Raw genomic sequence first — 17992 nt, forward strand, 5'->3', positions numbered from 1 at the left:
CCGCACCGCACGGGACCGGTCTCAGCCGCCGAGCATGCCGAGGACCGCGGCGGCGACGTCGTCGGGACGCTCCTCGGGCAGGTGGTGCCCGCACGGCAGGACGACACCGTGCGCGGCAGGCGCCCAGCGTCGCCACGCGACCATGACGTCGGCGTACCGGCGCAGCGCGCCGTGCTCGCCCCACATCACCAGCGTCGGGCAGCCGATCGTGCGCACGCCACGGTCGGCCCGGTCGATCTCGACGTCGACGTCCCAGCCCGCTCGGTAGTCCTGACACATGCCGTGGCGCACCTCGGGACGCGACCACGCCGCGCGGTACGCGGCGAGCGCCTCCGGTGCGCAGACGTCGAGGCCCCGGCCCAGCGTCGCGTCGGGTTCCGCCGCGAGGAGGCGTTCGGGCAGGTCGGGAGGCCGGGCGAGGAGGAACCAGTGCCAGGCCGCGCGGGCGAACGCGGCGTCGACGCGCTCGGCGACGTCGAGGGTCGGCAGCACGTCGAGCACCGCGAGCGCGGCGACGCGGTCCGGGTGGTCGAGCGCGAGCCGGTAGCCGACGCGGGCGCCGCGGTCGTGACCGACGACCGAGAACCTCCGGTGCCCCAGCTCGCTCATGGCCGCGACGAGGTCGTCGGCCATCGCGCGCTTGCCCGAGGCGGCCACGCCGGCGCCGGGCGGCAGCATGCTGTCGCCGTAGCCGGGCAGGTCGGCCGCCACCACGGTCCGCGTCCTGGCGAGCAGCGGCGCGACGAGGTGCCAGACCGCCGACGTCTGCGGCCAGCCGTGCAGGAGCAGCACCGGCGTCGCGGTGCCGTCCGCGGGCCCGAGCGTCCAGGTGCGGACGCGACCACCGGACGGGGTGGCGACGTCCCGGACAGCCGCGCCGGCGATCACCCGATGCCGTACCAGTGCGCGGCGGTGCCACCCATGACCGCGGCGCGCTCGTCGTCGGTGAGGACCGCAGCGAGCCGGTCGGCGCCGTCACCGTGGTCGTGCGGATGGTCGCTGGCGTGCATGAGCAGTGCCGGGTCGAGCAGGTCGAGGGCCTCACGGGCGGCGGCGGGGTCGGGCGGCAGGTGGATCGGTGCCGTCGTGAACCGGACGTGCTCGCGGACGATCTCCGACGGCGGCCGCTCGATCCACGGCACCTCCCGCCAGGTGCCCTTCCAGTCCTTGTCGAAGCGCCACAGCATCGTCGCCAGCCACGTGGAGCCGCACTCGGCGAGGGTCACCCGCAGGTCGGGCAGCGCCGCGAACACCCCCTCGACGACCAGGCTGGTGAGCTGCCCCTGCGCGATGAGCTGCGAGTTCGCGAGGTAGTCCTCCAGGTAGCTGTGCGTCATCCCGCTGGAGTTGGGCGCGTTGCCCGCCCTGCCCCACGCGTGCAGCGTCACGACGAGCCCGTGCTCGGCGGCGGCGCGCAGCACGGCCCGGTTGCCGACGGTCCCCCAGCGGGTCTCGTTGCGGACCGGGAGCAGGACCGCGACAACGGCCGGGTGCGCGCCGAGCCGCGCGATCTCCTCGACCGCCGCCTCGACGTGCAGGGTGGGGACGACCATCGCGACGCGCAGCCGACGGTCGCGGGCGTGCCAGCGCTCCAGCAGCCAGTCGTTGACGGCGCGGCACAGCGCGGCCTCGAAGTACGGGTTGCGGTTGGACTGGAACGTCGACGTGCAGGTGAGGACGGCGGCGTCGGCGTCGACCGGCAGCTCGTCGACCGCATGGGCGGGCTCCCCACCGGGCCGGATGCGCGGCGGGTAGGCGCCGCCCTGGTTCGCGGAGAGCCCGATCCCGGCCTCGAGGACGTAGGTCCGCCAGTAGGGGTGCATGTGCGCCGACAGGTCGTCGAGCGACGCCGGAGCGCAGTGGACGTCGGTGTCGACGACGCGGGTCGTCACCGGCGCGCTCATGCCGGCACCCGCAGCGGCAGGCCGTAGAGGCGGCAGGCGTTGGCGCCCATGATCGGCTCCCGGGCCTGCGCCGGGAAGAGGCGCGGCGTGTGCTGCGGCGAGTCGAAGTCCCAGTGGGGATAGTCCGAGGCGAACATGATCCGGTCGTCCATCCCGAGGTGGCGCAGCACCGTCGCGAGCTCGGCGGGGTCGGCAGGCTCCTCGATGGGCTGGGTGGTGAACCACAGCCGCTCCCGCAGCACCTCCGACGGAGGTCGTGTCAGGTGCGGGACGTCGTCGCGCAGCAGGGCCCAGCCGTCGTCGAGCGCCCAGAACAGCGCGGGCGCCCACGCGATGCCGCCCTCGACGCACACCAGCTGCAGCTCCGGCAGGTGCGCGAACACGCCCTCGGTGAGGAAGCTGGTGATGAGCGCGCCCATCATGTTGCCGTTCCAGACGTGCTCCTCGAGGTAGAACGAGGGCCATCCGGCGCCGCGGTGCTGTTCGAGCCCGCCGGTGTGCGCGCCGATCGGCAGGCCCGCGTCCACCGCGGCCTCGTAGATCGGCCAGTAACGACGCCGCCCGAAACCGGACTCGCCACCCGTCGCCAGCAGGACCTGCACGAACCGGGGGTCGCCCGCCCACCGCCGGATCTCCTCGACGGCCAGGTCCGGCGACTCGTAGGGCACCGCCAGCGACCCGCGCAGCCGCGGCTCACGGTCCAGCCACTCCTCGGCCATGCAGTCGTTGAGCGCCCGGCACAGCTCCGCCGAGTACGCCGGTTCCTCGGCGCCCCACTGGTGGCCCTGCAGCGGGATCAGCACGCCGTGGTCGACGTCGAAGGAGTCGAGGAGCTGGTCGCGCACGAGCTGCAGGTCGCTGCCGGGCGGCCCGGACTCCGGCCAGGAGTCGAGGCGGAACCCGGAGTTGCGCACCCGCGGGTAGATCTCCGGCGGCGCGGGCACCCGGCTGCCGAGTGTCTCGAACCGCCTCCGGGCACCGGTCGAGAGCCGCGCCAGGATGCTCGCCGCGGTGGCGACGGGATGGATGTCGGTGTCGACGATCGTGTAGGCGGTCCGGCGCGCGGGCCGGGCCGACGCGTCGAGGGTCTGGGTCATCGCGGTTCTCCGGTGACGGTGGCGGCAGGACCGGCCGCGGCGGTGGTGACGGCGGCGGCGGACCGCGCGGGAGCCTGCGCTCCGCCGGGCCGGGCACCGGTGTCGACGACGACGTGCGCATCGGCACCGAGCTGCTCGATCGCGACCTCGAAGGTCTCGGCGACGTAGGGCCCGGGCCGGCGCCCCGGCGGGTCCGTCTCCTCGGCCGCCTCGACGCTCACCTCGTACGTGCGCACCGGCTTCTCCTCCGGCCCGAACCACGACTGCCCGGTGGCCAGGTCGTACTCCCAGCCGTGCCACGGACAGGCCAGCAGCGTCGGACCGTCGTCGAGGTCGTAGTGCCCGGGTCCCGACGACCGCAGCTGCGACTGGGTCCGGCCCTCGCACAACGGCCCGCCCAGGTGCGGGCAGTGGTTGTTGACCGCGAAGAAGCGGTCACCGACCCGGAAGACACCGATCGACCGCCTGCCCTCGGTGACGATCCGGCGGGTTCCGGGCGGGAAGTCGTCGAGTCGCGACACCACGATCCGCATGTCGGGGACGGTAGGCCGGACCCTGCGCCGCACGGAAAGCAAACTTCGGCATGACGAGTATCAGGGGCGTCTATGCCGCCGCGCCTAAGCTCGGATCGGTACCGGACGATGCGACGGAGCGGGGGTGGCCGTGGTGGGACGACGCACTGTCGCCTCGCTCGCCAACATCGACCTGAACCTGTTGGTCGTGCTGCGTGAGCTGCTGCGGGAGCAGAACGTCACCCGCGCCGCCGAGCGGGTGGGCGTGACCCAGCCCGCCGCGAGTGCCGCACTGGCCCGGTTGCGCCGCCACTTCGGCGACGACCTGCTGGAACGCAACCGCAACGGCTATCTGCTGACCCCGCTCGGCCAGCAGCTCGCGGCACAGATCGAGCCGCTCGCGCTCGGCCTGGAACGGCTCTTCTCCCCCGACCCCGCGTTCCGCCCCGAGGCGTCCGACCGCGAGTTCGTCCTGATGACCACCGACTACGTGCTCGCCGTGATCGGTGAGCAGCTGTCGCGGGCGATGTACGCGGCGTCGCCGTCGGTCCGGCTCTACGTCGACGTCGTGACGGGTGCGCTGCCCAGCGACCTGCCCGACACGCTGCGCCGCGTCGACGCCATCGTGTCGGCCCCGAAGGCCGAGTTCAAGGCGTCCGAACTGCGCGGGACGGAATTGTTCCGGGACCACTGGGTGTGTGTCGTCGATTCCGAAAACGACATTACCGACGAAATCACCGTGAACGACCTCGAAAGAATGTCCTGGGTCATTCCCAACCATCCCGACGGCGAGTATCCCGCGAGCTCCCCGCTCGGCCCGGTCCTCGCCGGGCTGCGGCGTCGCCCGGCCGTCGCCGTGCGCGTCGACAACTACCACGCCACCCCGTACTTCGTGGCCGGCACCGACCGGGTCGCCATCATGCAGCACCGCCTGGCCAGGCAGTTCGCCGACCGACCCGACCTGCGGATCCTCGACTGCCCGATCGACGTCCCGCCCCTGACCGAGATCCTCTGGTGGCACCAGCGCAACGACGACGACCCCGGGCACCGCTGGCTGCGGACCCTCCTCGGCATCGTCTCCGCGCCTCTCAGGGAGTCGCCCCATCCCATTCACGGCGGTGATGCCGAGCATTCCGAGTCATGATTTCCGGCGCGCGTCACACCCGCCGTAGCCTCCGGATTCGACTCGACCGGTGACGCGTTCCCGGTCCCGGAGCGCACGAGGGAGTGTGCATGTCGGATTCCCTGTCGCCGTCACGGCCGGACCGTCCCGTGTTCGACGTCGTCCCGGTCATCGAGAACCAGCGCATCGGCCGGTTCTGGATCGGCCTGTTCGCCGTCGCCTGGCTCGTCACCTTCCTCGACGGCTTCGACCTCCAGATCATCTCCTTCGCCGGCCGCTACCTGCAGAAGGACTTCGCGCTGAGCAACACCCAGCTGGGGACGCTCGGCACCGTCGGCGTCGTCGGCACGCTGATCGGCGGCATCGCGATGGCGTGGTTCGGCGACCGGTGGGGCCGCAAACCGTCGATCGCCGTGTCCGTCGCAGGCTTCGGCGTCTTCATGGTCCTGTTCGCCCTCGCGGCGAACTACACCGAGCTGATGCTCCTGCGGCTGCTCACCGGCCTGTTCATCGGCGGCGCGCTGCCGCTGGTGTGGGCGCTGGTCAGCGAGTTCGCGCCCGCTCGGCTGCGGTCGACGTCGATCGTCATCGTGATGGTCGGCTACAGCCTCGGCAGCGCGACCGGTGGACCGGTGTCCAACGCCCTGATCCCGGAGCACGGCTGGGAGTCGGTGTTCCTCGCGGGCGGGGTGGCCTCGCTCGTCGTCCTGGCCCTCGTGCTGATGTTCCTGCCGGAGTCGATCAAGTTCCTCGCCCAGCGAGACGTGGCCGCGGACCGCATCCCGCCGATCCTGCGCCGCGTCGCCCCCGACGTCCCCGTGCCGCCGGACGCGCAGTTCGTCGTCGGCACCCAGGCGGTCGACCGCACCCCGTTCACCCCGGCGTCGCTGTTCCGCGGCAACCGCCTCGCGCTCATCACCCCGCTGATCTGGGTGGCCTACTTCTGCTCCGCGGCGATCGTGTTCTACCTGACGTTCTGGAGCCCGATCCTCAACGAGCGCATCGGGTTCAGCGTCTCCGCCGCCGCGCTGCTCGCGGCGTGCACGTCGGTCGCGGGTGCGGTCGGCCAGATCCTGATCAGCCGGTTCATCGACAAGCGCGGCGCCGGCACCATCGCCTGGATGCCGCTGCTCGCCGTGCCGTGCCTGCTCGTCATCGGGTTCGCGCCGCTCGGCCCCGCCGGCTACATCGTCGTCCTGGTGCTCGCCAACATCTTCATCATCGGCGGGCACGGCGGCGTCATCAGCATCTCGAGCATCTTCTACCGGCCGGCGATCCGCGCGAGCGGCGGCGGCTGGGCGACGTCGGTGTCCAAGCTCGGCGCGATGCTCGGCCCCTGGCTCGCCGGGGTCCTGCTCGACGGCGGGCTCTCGGCGCAGGGCACGTTCTACGTCTTCGCGATCTTCCCGGTGCTGATGGTCGTGCTCCTGGTGTTCCTCGGCCGGGTGCAGCGCACCCTGCCCGCGGGTACCGACGGCGGCCTCCACGCCCTGCCCGAGCCGGGGTCCTCGGCGGTCCCGGCGGAGCGCCCCGCCGCCTGAGCGCCGGGCCCCTGCCCGGCCACCCCGAACTGCAGGAACGGTCGTGAGTGGCGATGGTCGCTGGAGCGACCATCGCCACTCACAGGGGCTGTGTCGGCGGGGTGATGACGCCTTCGCGGATCGCGTAGAGCGCCGCCTGGGTGCGGGAGGTCAGCTGCAGCTTGGCCAGCACGTTGCTGACGTGGGTGCGGGCGGTCCGTTCGCTGATCACCAGCCGGCGCGCGATCTCGCGATTGCCGTGCCCCTGCGCGACGAGCGCGAGGACCTCACGCTCGCGCGGGGTGAGCGAGCCCATGCCGGTGTGCGGGGCCGTCATCCGCCGCGTCAGCTCGCGGGCGACGCCCGCGTCGAGGTGCACCTCCCCCGCCGCGGCGGCGCGGATCGCGGCCGCGACCTCCTCGGGTTCGGCGTCCTTGAGCAGGTAGCCGGCCGCCCCGGCGGCGAGCGCGGCGTGCACCCGCTCGACCTCGCCGAAGCTGGTGAGCACCACGACCTTCACCTCCGGATGGGCGGCGGCGATCGCGGCGGTGGCGGCGACCCCGTCCATGCGGGGCATGAGCAGGTCCATGAGGACGACGTCGGGCAGCGGCTCGCCGAGGGTCGCCCGCTCGCGCAGCAGCGCGACGGCGGCCTCGCCGTCCTCGGCCTCGCCGACGATCTCCAGGTCGGGTTCGGTCTCGGCGAAGGCGCGCAGCCCGCGGCGGACGACGGCGTGGTCGTCGACGAGCACGACCCGGATCCGGGGCGCCGTCACCGTCGCGCCTCGACGTGGCCGGGCAGCGGGACCGCGACCCGCACGGTCCAGCCCCCGCCGGGGCGAGGGCCGGCCGCGAACCGTCCACCCCAGCGTTCGGTGCGTTCGCGCATCGACACCAGCCCCAGGCCGCCGCTCCCGCCCGGCCCGGTACCGGCGCCGTCGTCGGCGACCTCCACGACGAGGTCCCCGTCGTCGACGGCGATGCCGATCTCCGCCGTCGCCGCTCCCGCGTGCTTCACCACGTTGTGCACCGCCTCCGAGACGATCCGGTACACATCCTCCTGCAGGTCCAGGACGCCCTCGACACGGTCCCGGTCGGCGTGCACGTCGACGGTGAGCCCGGTGCGCGCCTGCACGCCCGCGGCCTGACCCCGGATGGCCTCGACGAGGCCACGTTCCTCCAGCTCCAGAGGACGCAGCTCGAAGACGAGCTGACGCAGGTCGGCCAGCGCGGTCGAGCTCAGCGACGCCAGCTCCTCGGCGGCGAGGCGCAGCCGGCCCGGGTCGACGTCGTCGGCGTCGCGGTCGAGCTGGTTGCGCAGCACCCTGGCCTGCATCCGCATGGAGAACAGCTGCTGGACGACGGAGTCGTGCAGGTCCCGGGAGAGGCGGCGGCGTTCGTCGGATCGGGCGCGGGTGCGGGTCTGGGCGAGCAGCCCGGCGGTGTCGACGGCGATCGCGGCGTGGTCGGCCATCGCCTCCAGGAAGGACAGCGGCCCGGGTTCCGCGCCCGGGACGTAGTAGGCGTTGACGACACCGAGGGTGCGGCCGCGGACGGTCATCGGGGTCGCGACGAACCCGTCCCAGTCGGGGCGGTCCATGATCTCGCGCAACGGCGCCCACAGGGGGTCGGCCATGATCGCGGCCTTGCGGTGCGCGACGACGACGCGGTGGCCGGCGCCGAACGCGTCGAGGAAGCGGACGTCGGCACCGAGGCGTCGGCACTCGGCGAACCGTTCGACGAAGTCCGGGGCCGACCCGAACCCGGCCATGCCGAGAATGCGCAGGTCCTCGGCGGGGTCGTCGATGGCGAGGATCTGGACGGCGGCGATGGTGGCGGTCGCGACGATCTCGCGGGCGACGGCGTCCAGGGTCTGGGGCAGTGACGCGGACTCGGTGACGCCGGCGGCGACGCGGGCGATGGCGGTGAGCCGTTCCTGCTGGTGGAGGGCGTCGGTGACATCGCGGAACCACACGACGTGCCCGCCGGTGCCCGGGGCGATCCGGTACTGCAGGTCGCGGACCCTGCCGCCGGGCGGGGCCCAGGCGACGGTGGCGCCGTCGTCGGCGGGGGTGAGCGGGAACGGGCCGGGGGTCCCGGCCAGCGTGGCGGCGGGCAGGCCCAGCACGTGCGCGGCGGCATCGTTGACGAACGTGAAGCGCCCGTGGGCGTCGAGGACGGCGAGCCCGTCGGCGGAGACGTCGACGAGTGCCCGCGCGGCACGCGCGTCCGGATCGGCCACGACCAGTCCTCCCTGCACGAACGTCCGCGCTGATCGAAGCAGGTGTGCGGGCCGGCGGCCAACGGGCGGGGGTCGCCGCCGCACTACGTCATTCGTCGCGCGCCGATCATCGTCTCCATGGTTGACGATGTTTCATGGGTGCGAATACGTTGTCCCGGACAGAGACGATGTTCGGACGTGGGATCGTGCACGCATGACGCGGCGCTACCTCGGGGTGACCGGCGTTGCCGAGACACTCGGGGTGAGCCGGCACGCGGTCCACAAGTGGCGCGCCCGCCACCCGCAGGGATCGACCCATCCCTTCCCGGAACCGGACGTCGAGATCGACGGGGCTCCCGGCTGGGCGGAGGACAGGGTGGACGAGATCGAGCACTGGCGAGACGGGCTCCCGGGCCGGGGCGCGGGCGGCGGCAGACCCACGGCGCTGCAGCGTGAGTACTACGAGACGGCTGCCACCCGCGGGTTCGACCGCGACGATGCGGCACACACCCTCGTCGCCTTCCAGCAGTCGTTCCCGGACATGACCGAGGCCGAGGTCTGCACGTGGCTGATTCGCGAGTGGAACACCTGACAGCAAAGCGGCTGACCATGAGGACGGTCCGCAGCCGGCGGTCGGCGTCCGCGAGATGCCGGCTCATGGCGAACCGGTCGGCAAGGACACCGACCCCGGCGCGGAGCGCAGAGAGGTCGAGCGCGCTGCCATCGACGTGGGCGAACTCCACGCGCATGAAGAACGTGCCGCTCGCGGCGCTGCCGAACTGCTGGCTCTGCACGATCGTGCAGCGCTCGCGGACGAGTAGCCCGGACACGGCGTGGACGATCCCGGGCGCGTCGGGACAGGACGGCAGGAGCACCCGCGCAGCCCGCTCATGTCAGGCGCGCCAACAGGTTCTGCCGCCACGTCTCGGTCGCGTCGAGGTCGTTGAACGTGAAGACGTGGATCCCGGCGACGGGCCCCTCGAAGTCGGGCGCGAGCCGGGAGAGCAGCCGGTCCGCGCGGTAGCCGCCGGGCACACCGACGTGGACCGGGAGCGCGGTGCTGCGTGCCCAGCGGGTCGTCGCCGCGGCGTCGAAGCACAGCTGGGTGACGACGTGCGTCGCGTGCGGAGCCTTGTCCGCCAACGCCTGGGCGAGCGCAGCGTCGGGAATCGCGCCGTGTCCCTCGGGGTAGCCGCCGACCCCGACGGTCGTGAAGGGGTGCCCGATGTCGCCCAACGCCTCCAGCAGCCCGAGCGCGTCGGGGAAGTCACCGACGGGCTCGGCCGCGTCGCCGCCGATGACGAACACCCCGTCGACGCCGCCGTCGCGGAGCCGGTCCACGATGTCGACAAGGTGTTCCTTGTCGCGGACCAGCCGCGCCGCGAGGTGCGGCGACACCCGGTACCCGGCGGCACGCAGCCGGACGGCCAGGTCGAGCGTCGGCTCCAGACCCTTGGCCTCGGTCGTCGTGATGGTCAGTGGTACCTCGCGCGGGACGTGGGCGAGGACCTTGTCGTGCGCGCTGGGGAACGGCAGGACCTCGTAGCCGGCCCGGCGCAGCGCTCGGGCGAGCCGGTGGCGCGGCGAGGGGGTGTGGGCATCCTGGGGGTCGGTGACCGACGTCATCAACTGCTCCGACAGCGGGTTCAGGCGAACGGGACGTAGGGGGCGGGCGCGACCGTCGCGCGGATCAGGCGTTGCTCGTGGCCCTCCACCTGGGGTTTCGCGGTGACGGGGTGCTCACCCCAGACGACGGCGACCTCGGTCCGGAGTTCGGCGTCGGCGATGTCGACGGTCGCGATCGAGGGTGGCGCACAGGCACCCTCGACGTTGCCGCAGTCGAGTGAGACCCCGACGTGGCGCCCGTCGCGCAGCAGCGGCGGCACGGCTCTCGGTCATCGTCGTCCCTCCCCTGTCCGTCCCCGACGCCACGAACGCGGCGACGCGGGCGGATCACGCGGATGACCGGACCCGGCCGCGACAACTGACGTAGACGTGAGACGGCGGGCACGGGTCGGGACGGTCGTGGGCGGCGACGGTCACTGTGGCGACTGTCGCCACCCACAGGGGTCAGGCGGGCTGGGCCGTGCGGTTGTCGAACAGCGCCAGGCCGGCGGCGGTGTTGGAGGCCGGCACGTGGTAGGCGCTGTGCACCTTCCGGATCTGCTCGTTCATCGCGCCGCGCATCACCAGCCACATGATCAGCTCGATGCCCTCGGAGCCTGCCTGGCGGATGAAGTCCTCACGCGACAGCGCCGCCAGCTTCTCGGGGTCGTTCTCGATGGCGTCGAGGAACATGGCGTCGAACTCGGGGTTGATGAACCCCGCGCGGGCGCCCGCCAGCTGGTGCGACATCCCGCCGGTGCCGAGGATGCCGACGGTCCGCGCACACTCGAACGACGCGATCGCCCTGCCCAGTGCCTTGCCCAGTGCGTAGCAGCGGGCGGCGGTGGGCTGCGGGTACTGGATGACGTTGACCAGCAACGGGACCACCGGGCAGGGCCAGGCGTCGCCGGGATCGGGCGTCCACACCGAGAGCGGCACGGTGAACCCGTGGTCGACGTCGAGCTCCTGGAAGACCGTGAGGTCGAAGCCGTCGTCCATCAGGTTCTGCAGCAGGTGGAACGACAGGTCCGGGGAGCCGACGACGTCGGGCACCGGGCGACGGCCGAAGCCCTCGTCGGCGACCTGGTAGCGCTCGGCCGTGCCGATCGCGAACGTCGGCACGATGTCGAGGTCGATGCCGTTGGCGTGGTCGTTGTAGATCAGGATCGCGACGTCGGGGGGGTTGCCGGCGAGCCACTCCCGGGCCGGGGCGTAGCCCTCGAACAGCGGCGCCCACACCGGGTCGGCGGTCATGCCACGGTCCATCGCGGCCCCGATCGACGGGACGTGCGACGTCGCCAGACCCCAGATCACCTCAGACATCGGTACGCCCTCCCGCGAGCATCGCGGCCTTGAAGTCGGCCTCGGACATGCCCGTGAAGACACCGCCGAGGTACTGCATGGAGTGCCCGTCCATCATCGCGAGCTTGTAGATGTAGAAGATGCTGCCGCCTAGGTCGAGCATCGCCTGCCAGTCGCGGTCGAGCACCGCCTTGGTCTGGTCGTCCGTGAGCCCGAACCGGGCGCAGTACCCGGGCTCGTCGGCGAGGAAGTCGGTGCGGGCCGCCCCGGAGCGCAACGACATGAACAGCTTGTTCATGTGGAGCCCGCGGCGGCTGGTGGGGCCGTCGAACACGTAGGTTCCCGGCAGGTCCGGACTGATCCGGCTCGTCATCTGGGCGCTCCCTGGTTCGGGCCGGCGCATCGACATCGACGACGGACACCGGCGACCGTCCCCCCGACCGTAATTCCCGGCGGTCCCCACGGCCATCACGCACCCGACCCTTGTGCTGCGCGACAAATGTCGCGGCCCCGCGCTGGTCGGCCACGTCAAAGACCCCGGCTACGTCGAATGTCGCGGGTGCACCGGCCGCCCCGGGACGGCACGGTCCCGCCATCGGGCCGTGCCATCGGTGGCGCCCTGCTCCTAGCGTGAGGACAGCGACCGTTCCCTGCGCACCGGCGCGCGGGACGCGCATCTCGAGACGAACGGGTGGACATGAGCGCCAAGAACCTGCAGGACGTGCTGGACGCTTCGGGCGACACCGTCGGGCTGCTGCGGAACTCGCAGATCGGGGCGTACGTCTACCCCGTCGTGCCCGCGGAGTTCACGAACTTCCGCCGCGAGGTCAAGGCCTGGCAGCGCACGGCCGTCCTGTTCGACCAGTCCCACCACATGGTCAACCTCTGGGTGTCGGGCCGGGACGCGCTGAAACTGTTCACCGACACCGGCATCAACTCGACCGCGACGTTCCCCGTCGACTCGGCGAAGCAGTTCGTGCCCGTCTCCCCCGACGGCGGCGTCATCGGTGACGGCATCCTGTTCCGCCTCGCCGAGGACGAGTTCGTGTTCGTCGGCCGCGCACCCGTCGCGAACTGGCTGACCTTCACCGCGGGCAACGGCTACGACGTCGATGTCCGCAAGGACGACCGCTCCCCCTCCCGGCCCTACGGCAAGCCGGTGACCCGCGACGTCTGGCGATTCCAGATCCAGGGCCCGCGCGCGTGGGAGGTCATCGAGAAGGTGCACGGCGGCCCGCTGGAGCAGGTCCGATTCTTCCGGCTGGGCCACATGAACGTCGGTGGGGCGCAGGTCCGCACGCTGCGCCACGGCATGGCCGGCGCGCCGGGCCTGGAGCTGTGGGGCCCCTACGAGGACTACGACCGGGTCCGCGACACCGTCCTGGCGGCCGGGGCCGAGTTCGGGATGGAGCCCGCCGGGGCGCGGGCCTACTCCTGCAACACGTTGGAGTCGGGCTGGATCCCGTCCCCGCTGCCCGCCGTCTACACCGGTGAGGGGCTGCGGGCGTACCGCGAGTGGCTGCCCGCCGTGGGCTACGAGTCGACGAACGCGCTGGCCGGCAGCTTCGTCTCCGACCGGATCGAGGACTACTACCTCAACCCGTGGGAGCTGGGCTACGGCTCGTTCGTGACGTTCGACCACGATTTCGTCGGCCGCGACGCGCTCGCCGCGATCGACCCGGACACCCAGCGCCGCAAGGTGACCCTGGCCTGGAACACCGAGGACGTCACGACCCTGCTCGCCTCGCCCTTCGACCTCGACGGACCGGAGTACCAGTTCTTCGACATCCCCAACGCGAACTACGGCTCCTCGAACTACGACGCGATCCTCGACGCAGACGGCCGCACCATCGGGCTGTCGTTGTTCACCGGCTACAGCGCCAACGAGAAGCGCGCGCTGTCGCTGGCGACGATCGACCCCGGGGTGCCGCTGGGCGCCGAGGTCACGGTCGTGTGGGGTGAGCCGGGTGGCGGGTCGGGCAAGACGACCGTCGAGCCGCACGAGCAGTTCTGGGTGCGCGCCATCGTGAGCCCGGCACCGTTCGCCGCGATGGCCCGCGAGACCTACCACCAGGGCTGGCGCACCGCGGCGGCCGCGAACGCCTGACCCCCGACCGTCCGGCCGGCGCGCTCCGGCCGGACAACGGAGCCGCGGCCCCGGCGCTGCCCGCCAGAGCCGTGCCGGGGCCACGGTGCCCTCCTGGAGCCCGGCCGCGTTGACGCCCGCCGGTCACGCGGAAACCATGCGAGGGCGGGCGGCGTCGTGGCCACCGCCCGCGGACGACGTCCCGACGGCCACGCCCCGGGGGGATCGACGATGAGCCCGACCGACGCCCTGCGCAGCGCGCAGTGGTACTCCGGCGACGACCGCAATGCCTACATCCACCGCGCCTGGATGCGCCGGGGCGCACCGGGCGACGCGTTCACCGGGCGCCCGCAGATCGCGATCGCCAACACCGCCTCGGACCTGACTCCGTGCAACCGGCACCTGACCGAGGTCGCGGCCTCGGTGCGCGACGGCGTGCTCGCCGCGGGCGGGACGCCGCTGGAGCTGCCGGTGGTGTCGCTCGGCGAGACGCTGGTGCGGCCCACCGCGATGCTGTGGCGCAACATGGCCGCGATGGCGACCGAGGAGATGTTGCGCGCCAACCCCATCGACGGCGTCGTGCTGCTCGGCGGCTGTGACAAGACGATCCCGTCGCTGCTGATGGCGGCCGCGTCGGTGGACCTGCCGGCCGTGGTCGTGCCGGGCGGCCCGATGCTGACGGGCACGTTCCAGGGCAAGCCGCTGGGCTGCGGGACCGACGTCTGGCGGCTGTCGGAGGAGGTCCGCGCGGGGACCCTGTCCACCGGAGACTTCACCCGTTCCGAGTCGTCGATGATCCGCAGCCGCGGGCACTGCAACACGATGGGCACCGCGTCGACGATGGCACTGGTCGCCGAGGCCCTCGGAACGGTCGTGCCCGGCGTCGCCGGGACGCCCGCGCCGGACAGCCGGCTGCTGGAGTCCGCGCACATGACGGGCAGGCTCGCCGTGGAGATGGTGGCGGCCGACCGGCGGCCCAGCATGTTCCTGACGACGGCGTCGTTCCACAACGCGATCGTCGCGCTGGCCGCGATCGGCGGGTCGACCAACGCCGTCGTCCATCTGCTCGCGATCGCCGGCCGGGCCGGGGTGGAGCTGACCCTCGACGACGTCGACCGCATCGGGTCACGCGTGCCGATGCTCGTCGACCTGCAGCCCGCGGGCCGGTTCCTCATGGAGGACCTGCACCGTGCCGGCGGCCTGCGCGCCGTCCTGCGCGAGGTCCGCGACCTCCTCGACCCCACCGCGCTGACCGTCACCGGCACCCCGCTCGTCGACGGCCTCGACGAGGCCACCATCTGGGACCCCGAGGTGGTGCGGACGCGCGACAACCCGATGGTCGCCGAGGGCGGGATCGCGGTGCTGCGCGGCAGCCTCGCCCCCGACGGCGCCGTCGTGAAACCGGCCGCGGCGTCGCCGCACCTGCTGCAGCACCGGGGCCGGGCGGTCGTGTTCGACTCCATCGAGGACTTCAACGCCCGCGTCGACGACCCGGACCTCGACGTCGACGAGGACTCCGTCCTGGTGCTGCGCGGCTGCGGGCCGAAGGGCTACCCGGGGATGCCGGAGGTGGCGAACCTGCCGTTGCCGCCCAAGCTGCTCGCCCGCGGGGTGCGCGACATGGTGCGGGTGTGCGACGGCCGGATGAGCGGCACCGCCTACGGCACCGTCGTGCTGCACGTGGCGCCCGAGGCCGCGGCGGGCGGCCCGCGCCGGTCATCGATCACACAGGACCGCTGTGAGACAGCTCGGCCGCACGTGCGATCCTCCGGCGGCCCGACGGCCTCGGCGCTACGTCATGGCGTCCGGGTCCCTGGTCAGCACGCCCTTGATGACCCGGTTCATCCCGTTGCGCGGCAACGACTCCACGAAGTCGACCCGCACCGGGACCTTGTAGTCGGCGAGACTGCGCGCGCACCAGGCGATCAGCTCGTCGGCGGTGGGCACGACGCCGGACGCCACGACGACGGCGCGGACGTCGCTGCCCAGGACCTCGTTGGGCAGCGGAACGACGGCGACCTCCGCGACCCCCGGATGCTCCAGCAGCACACCCTCCACCTCGACCGACGACACGTTCAGCCCGCCGCGGCGGATCAGCGCGGCGTTGCGGTCGACGAAGTAGACGAACCCCGCGTCGTCGGTCGTCGCCATGTCACCGGTGCGCAGCCAACCCCCACCGGGCAGTGCCCGCGCCGTCGCACCGGGGTCGGCGACGTAGCGCGACATCGTCGACGGGCCGCGCAGGCACAGCTCGCCGACCTCCCCCGGGCCGGCGGGCTCCTGGGAGTCCTGGCGACGCACCTCGACGCCCACCCAGTCCCGGAACCCGGTCCGGCCGATCGACAGCCCGTTGTCCCCCATGCGGTCGAGAGCCTCGGCGTGATCGTCGTCGACCAGCATGATGCCCGACGTCCCACCCTCGGTGAGCCCGTAGATGTTCACCAGCTCCGCACCCCAGCGCTCGCCGATCTCCGACCGGATGCGCCGGTAGAACGCCTGGCTGCTGGGCTGCCCGCCGTAGCAGACCCGCTCCAGCGCGGACAGGTCGTAGGCGGCGAGCTCCGAGGGGGTGCGACGGTCGAGGATCAGGGCGAGGACCGTCGAGATCAGGAACACCGACGTCGTGCGGTGGCGCACCATCCGGTCGAGGGTGGCGTGCACGTCGAACTCCGGCTCCACGACGTAGGTGCATCCCGCGGCCAGGCAGCCCAGCAGGTTCGTGTGGCTGCCGGTGCTGGTGAAGAACGGCGCGAACGACTGGTAGACGCTGCCCGGCCGCACCCCCCACGCGCCCACCGCCTGGTAGCCGCACGCCACCGACCCGCGATGGCTCAGCGCCACCGCCTTCGGACGGCCGGTGGTACCGGACGTGAAGAGCCAGTCGGCGTCGTCGTCACCGGTGAGCGGCGCCTGCCCGACAGTCGGATTCGCACTCTCCAGCAGGCCCGTCGAGACGTCGAGGAGCACCGCGTCACCGCCGCCCGCCGAGGACAGCAACCCGCCGAACCGCGGCCCGTGCACGATCGCCGCCGGCTCCACGAAACCCAGGACGTAGGCCAGCTCGCGCGCGACGTAGCGGGTGTTGAGCGGCACGCAGATCGCGCCGAGGCGGTGCGTCGCGTGGTAGGCGACGTGGGCCTCCGCGGCGCCGTCGTTGTCGACCAGCACGCCGACCCGGTCACCCGGCCCGACCCCGGCGGCCGCCAGCGCCGCGGCGGCGACGGCGGCCCGGTCCGCCAGCTCGCGGTAGGTCCACGTGACCTCGCCGCCGGTGACGAGACTCGGTGCGATCAACGCCGTCGCGTCACCGACCCTCGCCACCCGCGACGCGAGCAGCTCGGGGACGGTCTCCTCCGGGCCCGGCGCGTCGGGCCACCAGAAGTCCCGAGCGGTCACAGCGGGTACCCGACCGCGACGCCGTTCTCGACCCGCTCGATGTACTCCATGATCCCGTAGCCGGTACGGCCGTCCCAGGTGTACTCGCTGAACGCCTCCGCGACCCGCGACCGCAGCTCGGTGCCGTCCTCGGCGCGGCGCCGGTTGCGCAGCGGCGCGAGGGTGAGCGTGCGGGCCTCGATGACCGCGGTGCCCTGCGCGGTCCGGACCCCCAGCCGTGCCGCCGCCGGCTCGTGCTCCTCGGTCCACTCCGTCCACACGTCGAGGTCGGTGACCTCGTGGTACTCCCCGTCGACGAGCAGTACCCCGCGCCGGCGCGACGTCCCGTCGGCACGGATGTTCTTGAGGATCATCAACGCGCGGTCCTCGCCGAAGTTGGCGATGAACAGGCGGTAGGCCCAGATCGCCTGCCAGTACCGCGGTCCCCACGAGTGGTCGCGCCAGCCGTGGCCGTCGATCGGGAAGTCCTCGTCCCCGACGGAGATGTGGCCGGTCACCGCGGTGTGCTGGTTGAAGTGCCCGCGGGAGAAGTCCAGTCCGTAGTACACGAGCGGCTCGTGCTCGGGCACCATCGCCTCGCCACCGTGCATCGGCGACACCCCGCGCGCACCGAACCGCACCGATGCCTGCGCCCGAGGCGCCTCGGCGAACATCCGCCTCGGGTCACGCAGCAGCGACGGGTCGTCGAGGACGAACACCTCGCCGTCGTAGGCCATGGTCACGCCCGCGAACGGCTCGTCCACCCGGTAGCGCAGGCCGCCGGCGTCGAACGCATCGTTGTGGCTGATCGACGGCTTCCCGAACGCGCAGGCCACCCGGCCACCGGGCAGGTACAGGCACACCGACAGCTCTGCGTAGCCCTCGTTGACGCGGTTGCCCAGGCGCATCCAACCGCCCATCGCCGACGTCGCGTCCCAACCGCTGGCGTAGACGCTCTCGTTGAAGTTCACGAGGTCGTCCGGCGGGTGCGGGTACTCGTCGCCGTGCTCCAGGCGCAGCCCGCCCGCGGTCGTCGTCACGTGGCCCCCTCATCGGTGAGTCGTCGCAGCCGACTCGACCCTCACACGCCGGATGCGGGCCGACAAGCATGATCGCCGCCCGACCACCGGTCGGCCGGGATCGGTCGGGCGGCGCGGCTCCGGGCTCCTGAGCGACGCAGGCGTCGCTCAGCCGCCTGCACCGGTGATCACCGGCTCGCACGGCGCCGCGGCGCGAGGGCAGGGGCCT

17 protein-coding genes and 1 pseudogene are annotated in these 17992 nt (G+C 72.6%); 6 read left to right on the plus strand and 12 right to left on the minus strand.

Annotated features, from left to right (window positions below; translation table 11 throughout):
- Positions 1–21: 21 nt before the first annotated feature.
- The 4 genes from TOK_RS04545 to TOK_RS04560 are packed head-to-tail and all read right to left on the minus strand — an operon-like array spanning position 22 to position 3534.
- On the minus strand, positions 22–888 hold the full coding sequence (locus TOK_RS04545) for an alpha/beta fold hydrolase (RefSeq protein ID WP_098956519.1): 867 nt from the start codon (positions 886–888) through the stop codon (positions 22–24).
- Positions 885–1904, minus strand: coding sequence for an amidohydrolase family protein (locus TOK_RS04550; protein WP_098956520.1), 1020 nt, complete (start codon positions 1902–1904; stop codon positions 885–887). The genes TOK_RS04545 and TOK_RS04550 overlap by 4 nt, the downstream gene beginning before the upstream one ends.
- Positions 1901–3001, minus strand: coding sequence for an amidohydrolase family protein (locus TOK_RS04555; protein ID WP_098956521.1), 1101 nt, complete (start codon positions 2999–3001; stop codon positions 1901–1903). The genes TOK_RS04550 and TOK_RS04555 overlap by 4 nt, the downstream gene beginning before the upstream one ends.
- Positions 2998–3534 (minus strand): Rieske (2Fe-2S) protein, encoded by a 537-nt coding sequence (locus TOK_RS04560; protein WP_098956522.1) that lies wholly within the window; start codon positions 3532–3534, stop codon positions 2998–3000. The genes TOK_RS04555 and TOK_RS04560 overlap by 4 nt, the downstream gene beginning before the upstream one ends.
- 133 nt (positions 3535–3667) lie before the next feature.
- Here TOK_RS04560 and TOK_RS04565 point away from each other — a divergent pair, with 133 nt between their 5' ends.
- Together TOK_RS04565 and TOK_RS04570 are read left to right on the plus strand one after the other, a co-directional pair.
- Entirely contained in the window at positions 3668–4657 is a 990-nt protein-coding gene (locus tag TOK_RS04565; protein WP_253258177.1) for a LysR family transcriptional regulator, read from the plus strand.
- A gap of 89 nt (positions 4658–4746) precedes the next feature.
- Positions 4747–6177 (plus strand): MFS transporter, encoded by a 1431-nt coding sequence (locus TOK_RS04570; protein ID WP_141566261.1) that lies wholly within the window; start codon positions 4747–4749, stop codon positions 6175–6177.
- 79 nt (positions 6178–6256) lie between these two features.
- On the opposite strand, the gene TOK_RS04575 is transcribed toward TOK_RS04570, so the two are convergent.
- Together TOK_RS04575 and TOK_RS04580 are read right to left on the minus strand one after the other, a co-directional pair.
- The gene (locus TOK_RS04575) at positions 6257–6931 is read right to left on the minus strand and encodes a response regulator transcription factor (RefSeq protein WP_098956525.1); all 675 of its coding nucleotides are present in this window, start codon (positions 6929–6931) and stop codon (positions 6257–6259) included.
- Positions 6928–8397 carry a GAF domain-containing sensor histidine kinase gene (locus tag TOK_RS04580; protein WP_141566262.1) on the minus strand — a complete coding sequence of 490 codons (1470 nt, stop codon included), beginning with the start codon at positions 8395–8397 and terminating at the stop codon, positions 6928–6930. The genes TOK_RS04575 and TOK_RS04580 overlap by 4 nt, the downstream gene beginning before the upstream one ends.
- 193 nt (positions 8398–8590) lie before the next feature.
- Here TOK_RS04580 and TOK_RS04585 point away from each other — a divergent pair, with 193 nt between their 5' ends.
- Entirely contained in the window at positions 8591–8968 is a 378-nt protein-coding gene (locus tag TOK_RS04585) for a hypothetical protein (RefSeq protein WP_098956527.1), read from the plus strand.
- A 55-nt stretch (positions 8969–9023) separates the two neighbouring features.
- Positions 9024–9197, plus strand: coding sequence for a hypothetical protein (locus tag TOK_RS32340; RefSeq protein WP_172457404.1), 174 nt, complete (start codon positions 9024–9026; stop codon positions 9195–9197).
- Between the two features lie 67 nt (positions 9198–9264).
- Here the strand turns inward: TOK_RS32340 and TOK_RS04590 are convergent, their stop codons facing one another.
- The 4 genes from TOK_RS04590 to TOK_RS04605 all read right to left on the minus strand — a co-directional run bounded on the left by TOK_RS04590 (position 9265) and on the right by TOK_RS04605 (position 11656).
- A complete protein-coding gene (locus TOK_RS04590) occupies positions 9265–10002 on the minus strand; it encodes a methylenetetrahydrofolate reductase (protein ID WP_141566263.1) in 738 nt (245 codons plus the stop codon).
- A gap of 20 nt (positions 10003–10022) precedes the next feature.
- A complete protein-coding gene (locus tag TOK_RS04595) occupies positions 10023–10262 on the minus strand; it encodes a hypothetical protein (protein WP_098956528.1) in 240 nt (79 codons plus the stop codon).
- 184 nt (positions 10263–10446) lie between these two features.
- Positions 10447–11304, minus strand: coding sequence for a class III extradiol dioxygenase subunit beta (locus TOK_RS04600; protein ID WP_098956529.1), 858 nt, complete (start codon positions 11302–11304; stop codon positions 10447–10449).
- Positions 11297–11656, minus strand: coding sequence for a protocatechuate 3,4-dioxygenase (locus tag TOK_RS04605; RefSeq protein ID WP_098956530.1), 360 nt, complete (start codon positions 11654–11656; stop codon positions 11297–11299). Before TOK_RS04605 ends, TOK_RS04600 begins: the two co-directional genes overlap by 8 nt.
- 324 nt (positions 11657–11980) lie before the next feature.
- On the opposite strand from TOK_RS04605, the gene TOK_RS04610 reads away from it, so the two are divergent.
- Together TOK_RS04610 and TOK_RS04615 are read left to right on the plus strand one after the other, a co-directional pair.
- Positions 11981–13390: an aminomethyltransferase family protein gene (locus tag TOK_RS04610; RefSeq protein ID WP_098956531.1), complete on the plus strand. Its 1410-nt coding sequence runs from the start codon at positions 11981–11983 to the stop codon at positions 13388–13390.
- Positions 13391–13600: 210 nt separating this feature from the next.
- A pseudogene (locus TOK_RS04615) lies at positions 13601–15019 on the plus strand (dihydroxy-acid dehydratase); the annotation flags it as partial.
- A gap of 141 nt (positions 15020–15160) precedes the next feature.
- Here TOK_RS04615 and TOK_RS04620 read toward each other — a convergent pair.
- Positions 15161–16765 carry a class I adenylate-forming enzyme family protein gene (locus TOK_RS04620; protein ID WP_172457405.1) on the minus strand — a complete coding sequence of 535 codons (1605 nt, stop codon included), beginning with the start codon at positions 16763–16765 and terminating at the stop codon, positions 15161–15163.
- Positions 16762–17784, minus strand: coding sequence for a hypothetical protein (locus TOK_RS04625; protein ID WP_098956533.1), 1023 nt, complete (start codon positions 17782–17784; stop codon positions 16762–16764). Before TOK_RS04625 ends, TOK_RS04620 begins: the two co-directional genes overlap by 4 nt.
- Positions 17785–17992 lie beyond the last annotated feature (208 nt).

The sequence above is a fragment of the Pseudonocardia sp. N23 genome (assembly GCF_002583555.1).
Classification (GTDB): domain Bacteria; phylum Actinomycetota; class Actinomycetes; order Mycobacteriales; family Pseudonocardiaceae; genus Pseudonocardia.

Coding starts and splice junctions, on each gene's coding strand:
- TOK_RS04550 (WP_098956520.1), bottom strand. CDS start 1,904: ATGAGCGCGCCGGTGACGACCCGCGTCGTCGACACCGACGTCCACTGC.
- TOK_RS04555 (WP_098956521.1), bottom strand. CDS start 3,001: ATGACCCAGACCCTCGACGCGTCGGCCCGGCCCGCGCGCCGGACCGCC.
- TOK_RS04560 (WP_098956522.1), bottom strand. CDS start 3,534: ATGCGGATCGTGGTGTCGCGACTCGACGACTTCCCGCCCGGAACCCGC.
- TOK_RS04570 (WP_141566261.1), top strand. CDS start 4,747: ATGTCGGATTCCCTGTCGCCGTCACGGCCGGACCGTCCCGTGTTCGAC.
- TOK_RS04585 (WP_098956527.1), top strand. CDS start 8,591: ATGACGCGGCGCTACCTCGGGGTGACCGGCGTTGCCGAGACACTCGGG.
- TOK_RS32340 (WP_172457404.1), top strand. CDS start 9,024: ATGCCGGCTCATGGCGAACCGGTCGGCAAGGACACCGACCCCGGCGCG.
- TOK_RS04590 (WP_141566263.1), bottom strand. CDS start 10,002: ATGACGTCGGTCACCGACCCCCAGGATGCCCACACCCCCTCGCCGCGC.
- TOK_RS04600 (WP_098956529.1), bottom strand. CDS start 11,304: ATGTCTGAGGTGATCTGGGGTCTGGCGACGTCGCACGTCCCGTCGATC.
- TOK_RS04605 (WP_098956530.1), bottom strand. CDS start 11,656: ATGACGAGCCGGATCAGTCCGGACCTGCCGGGAACCTACGTGTTCGAC.
- TOK_RS04610 (WP_098956531.1), top strand. CDS start 11,981: ATGAGCGCCAAGAACCTGCAGGACGTGCTGGACGCTTCGGGCGACACC.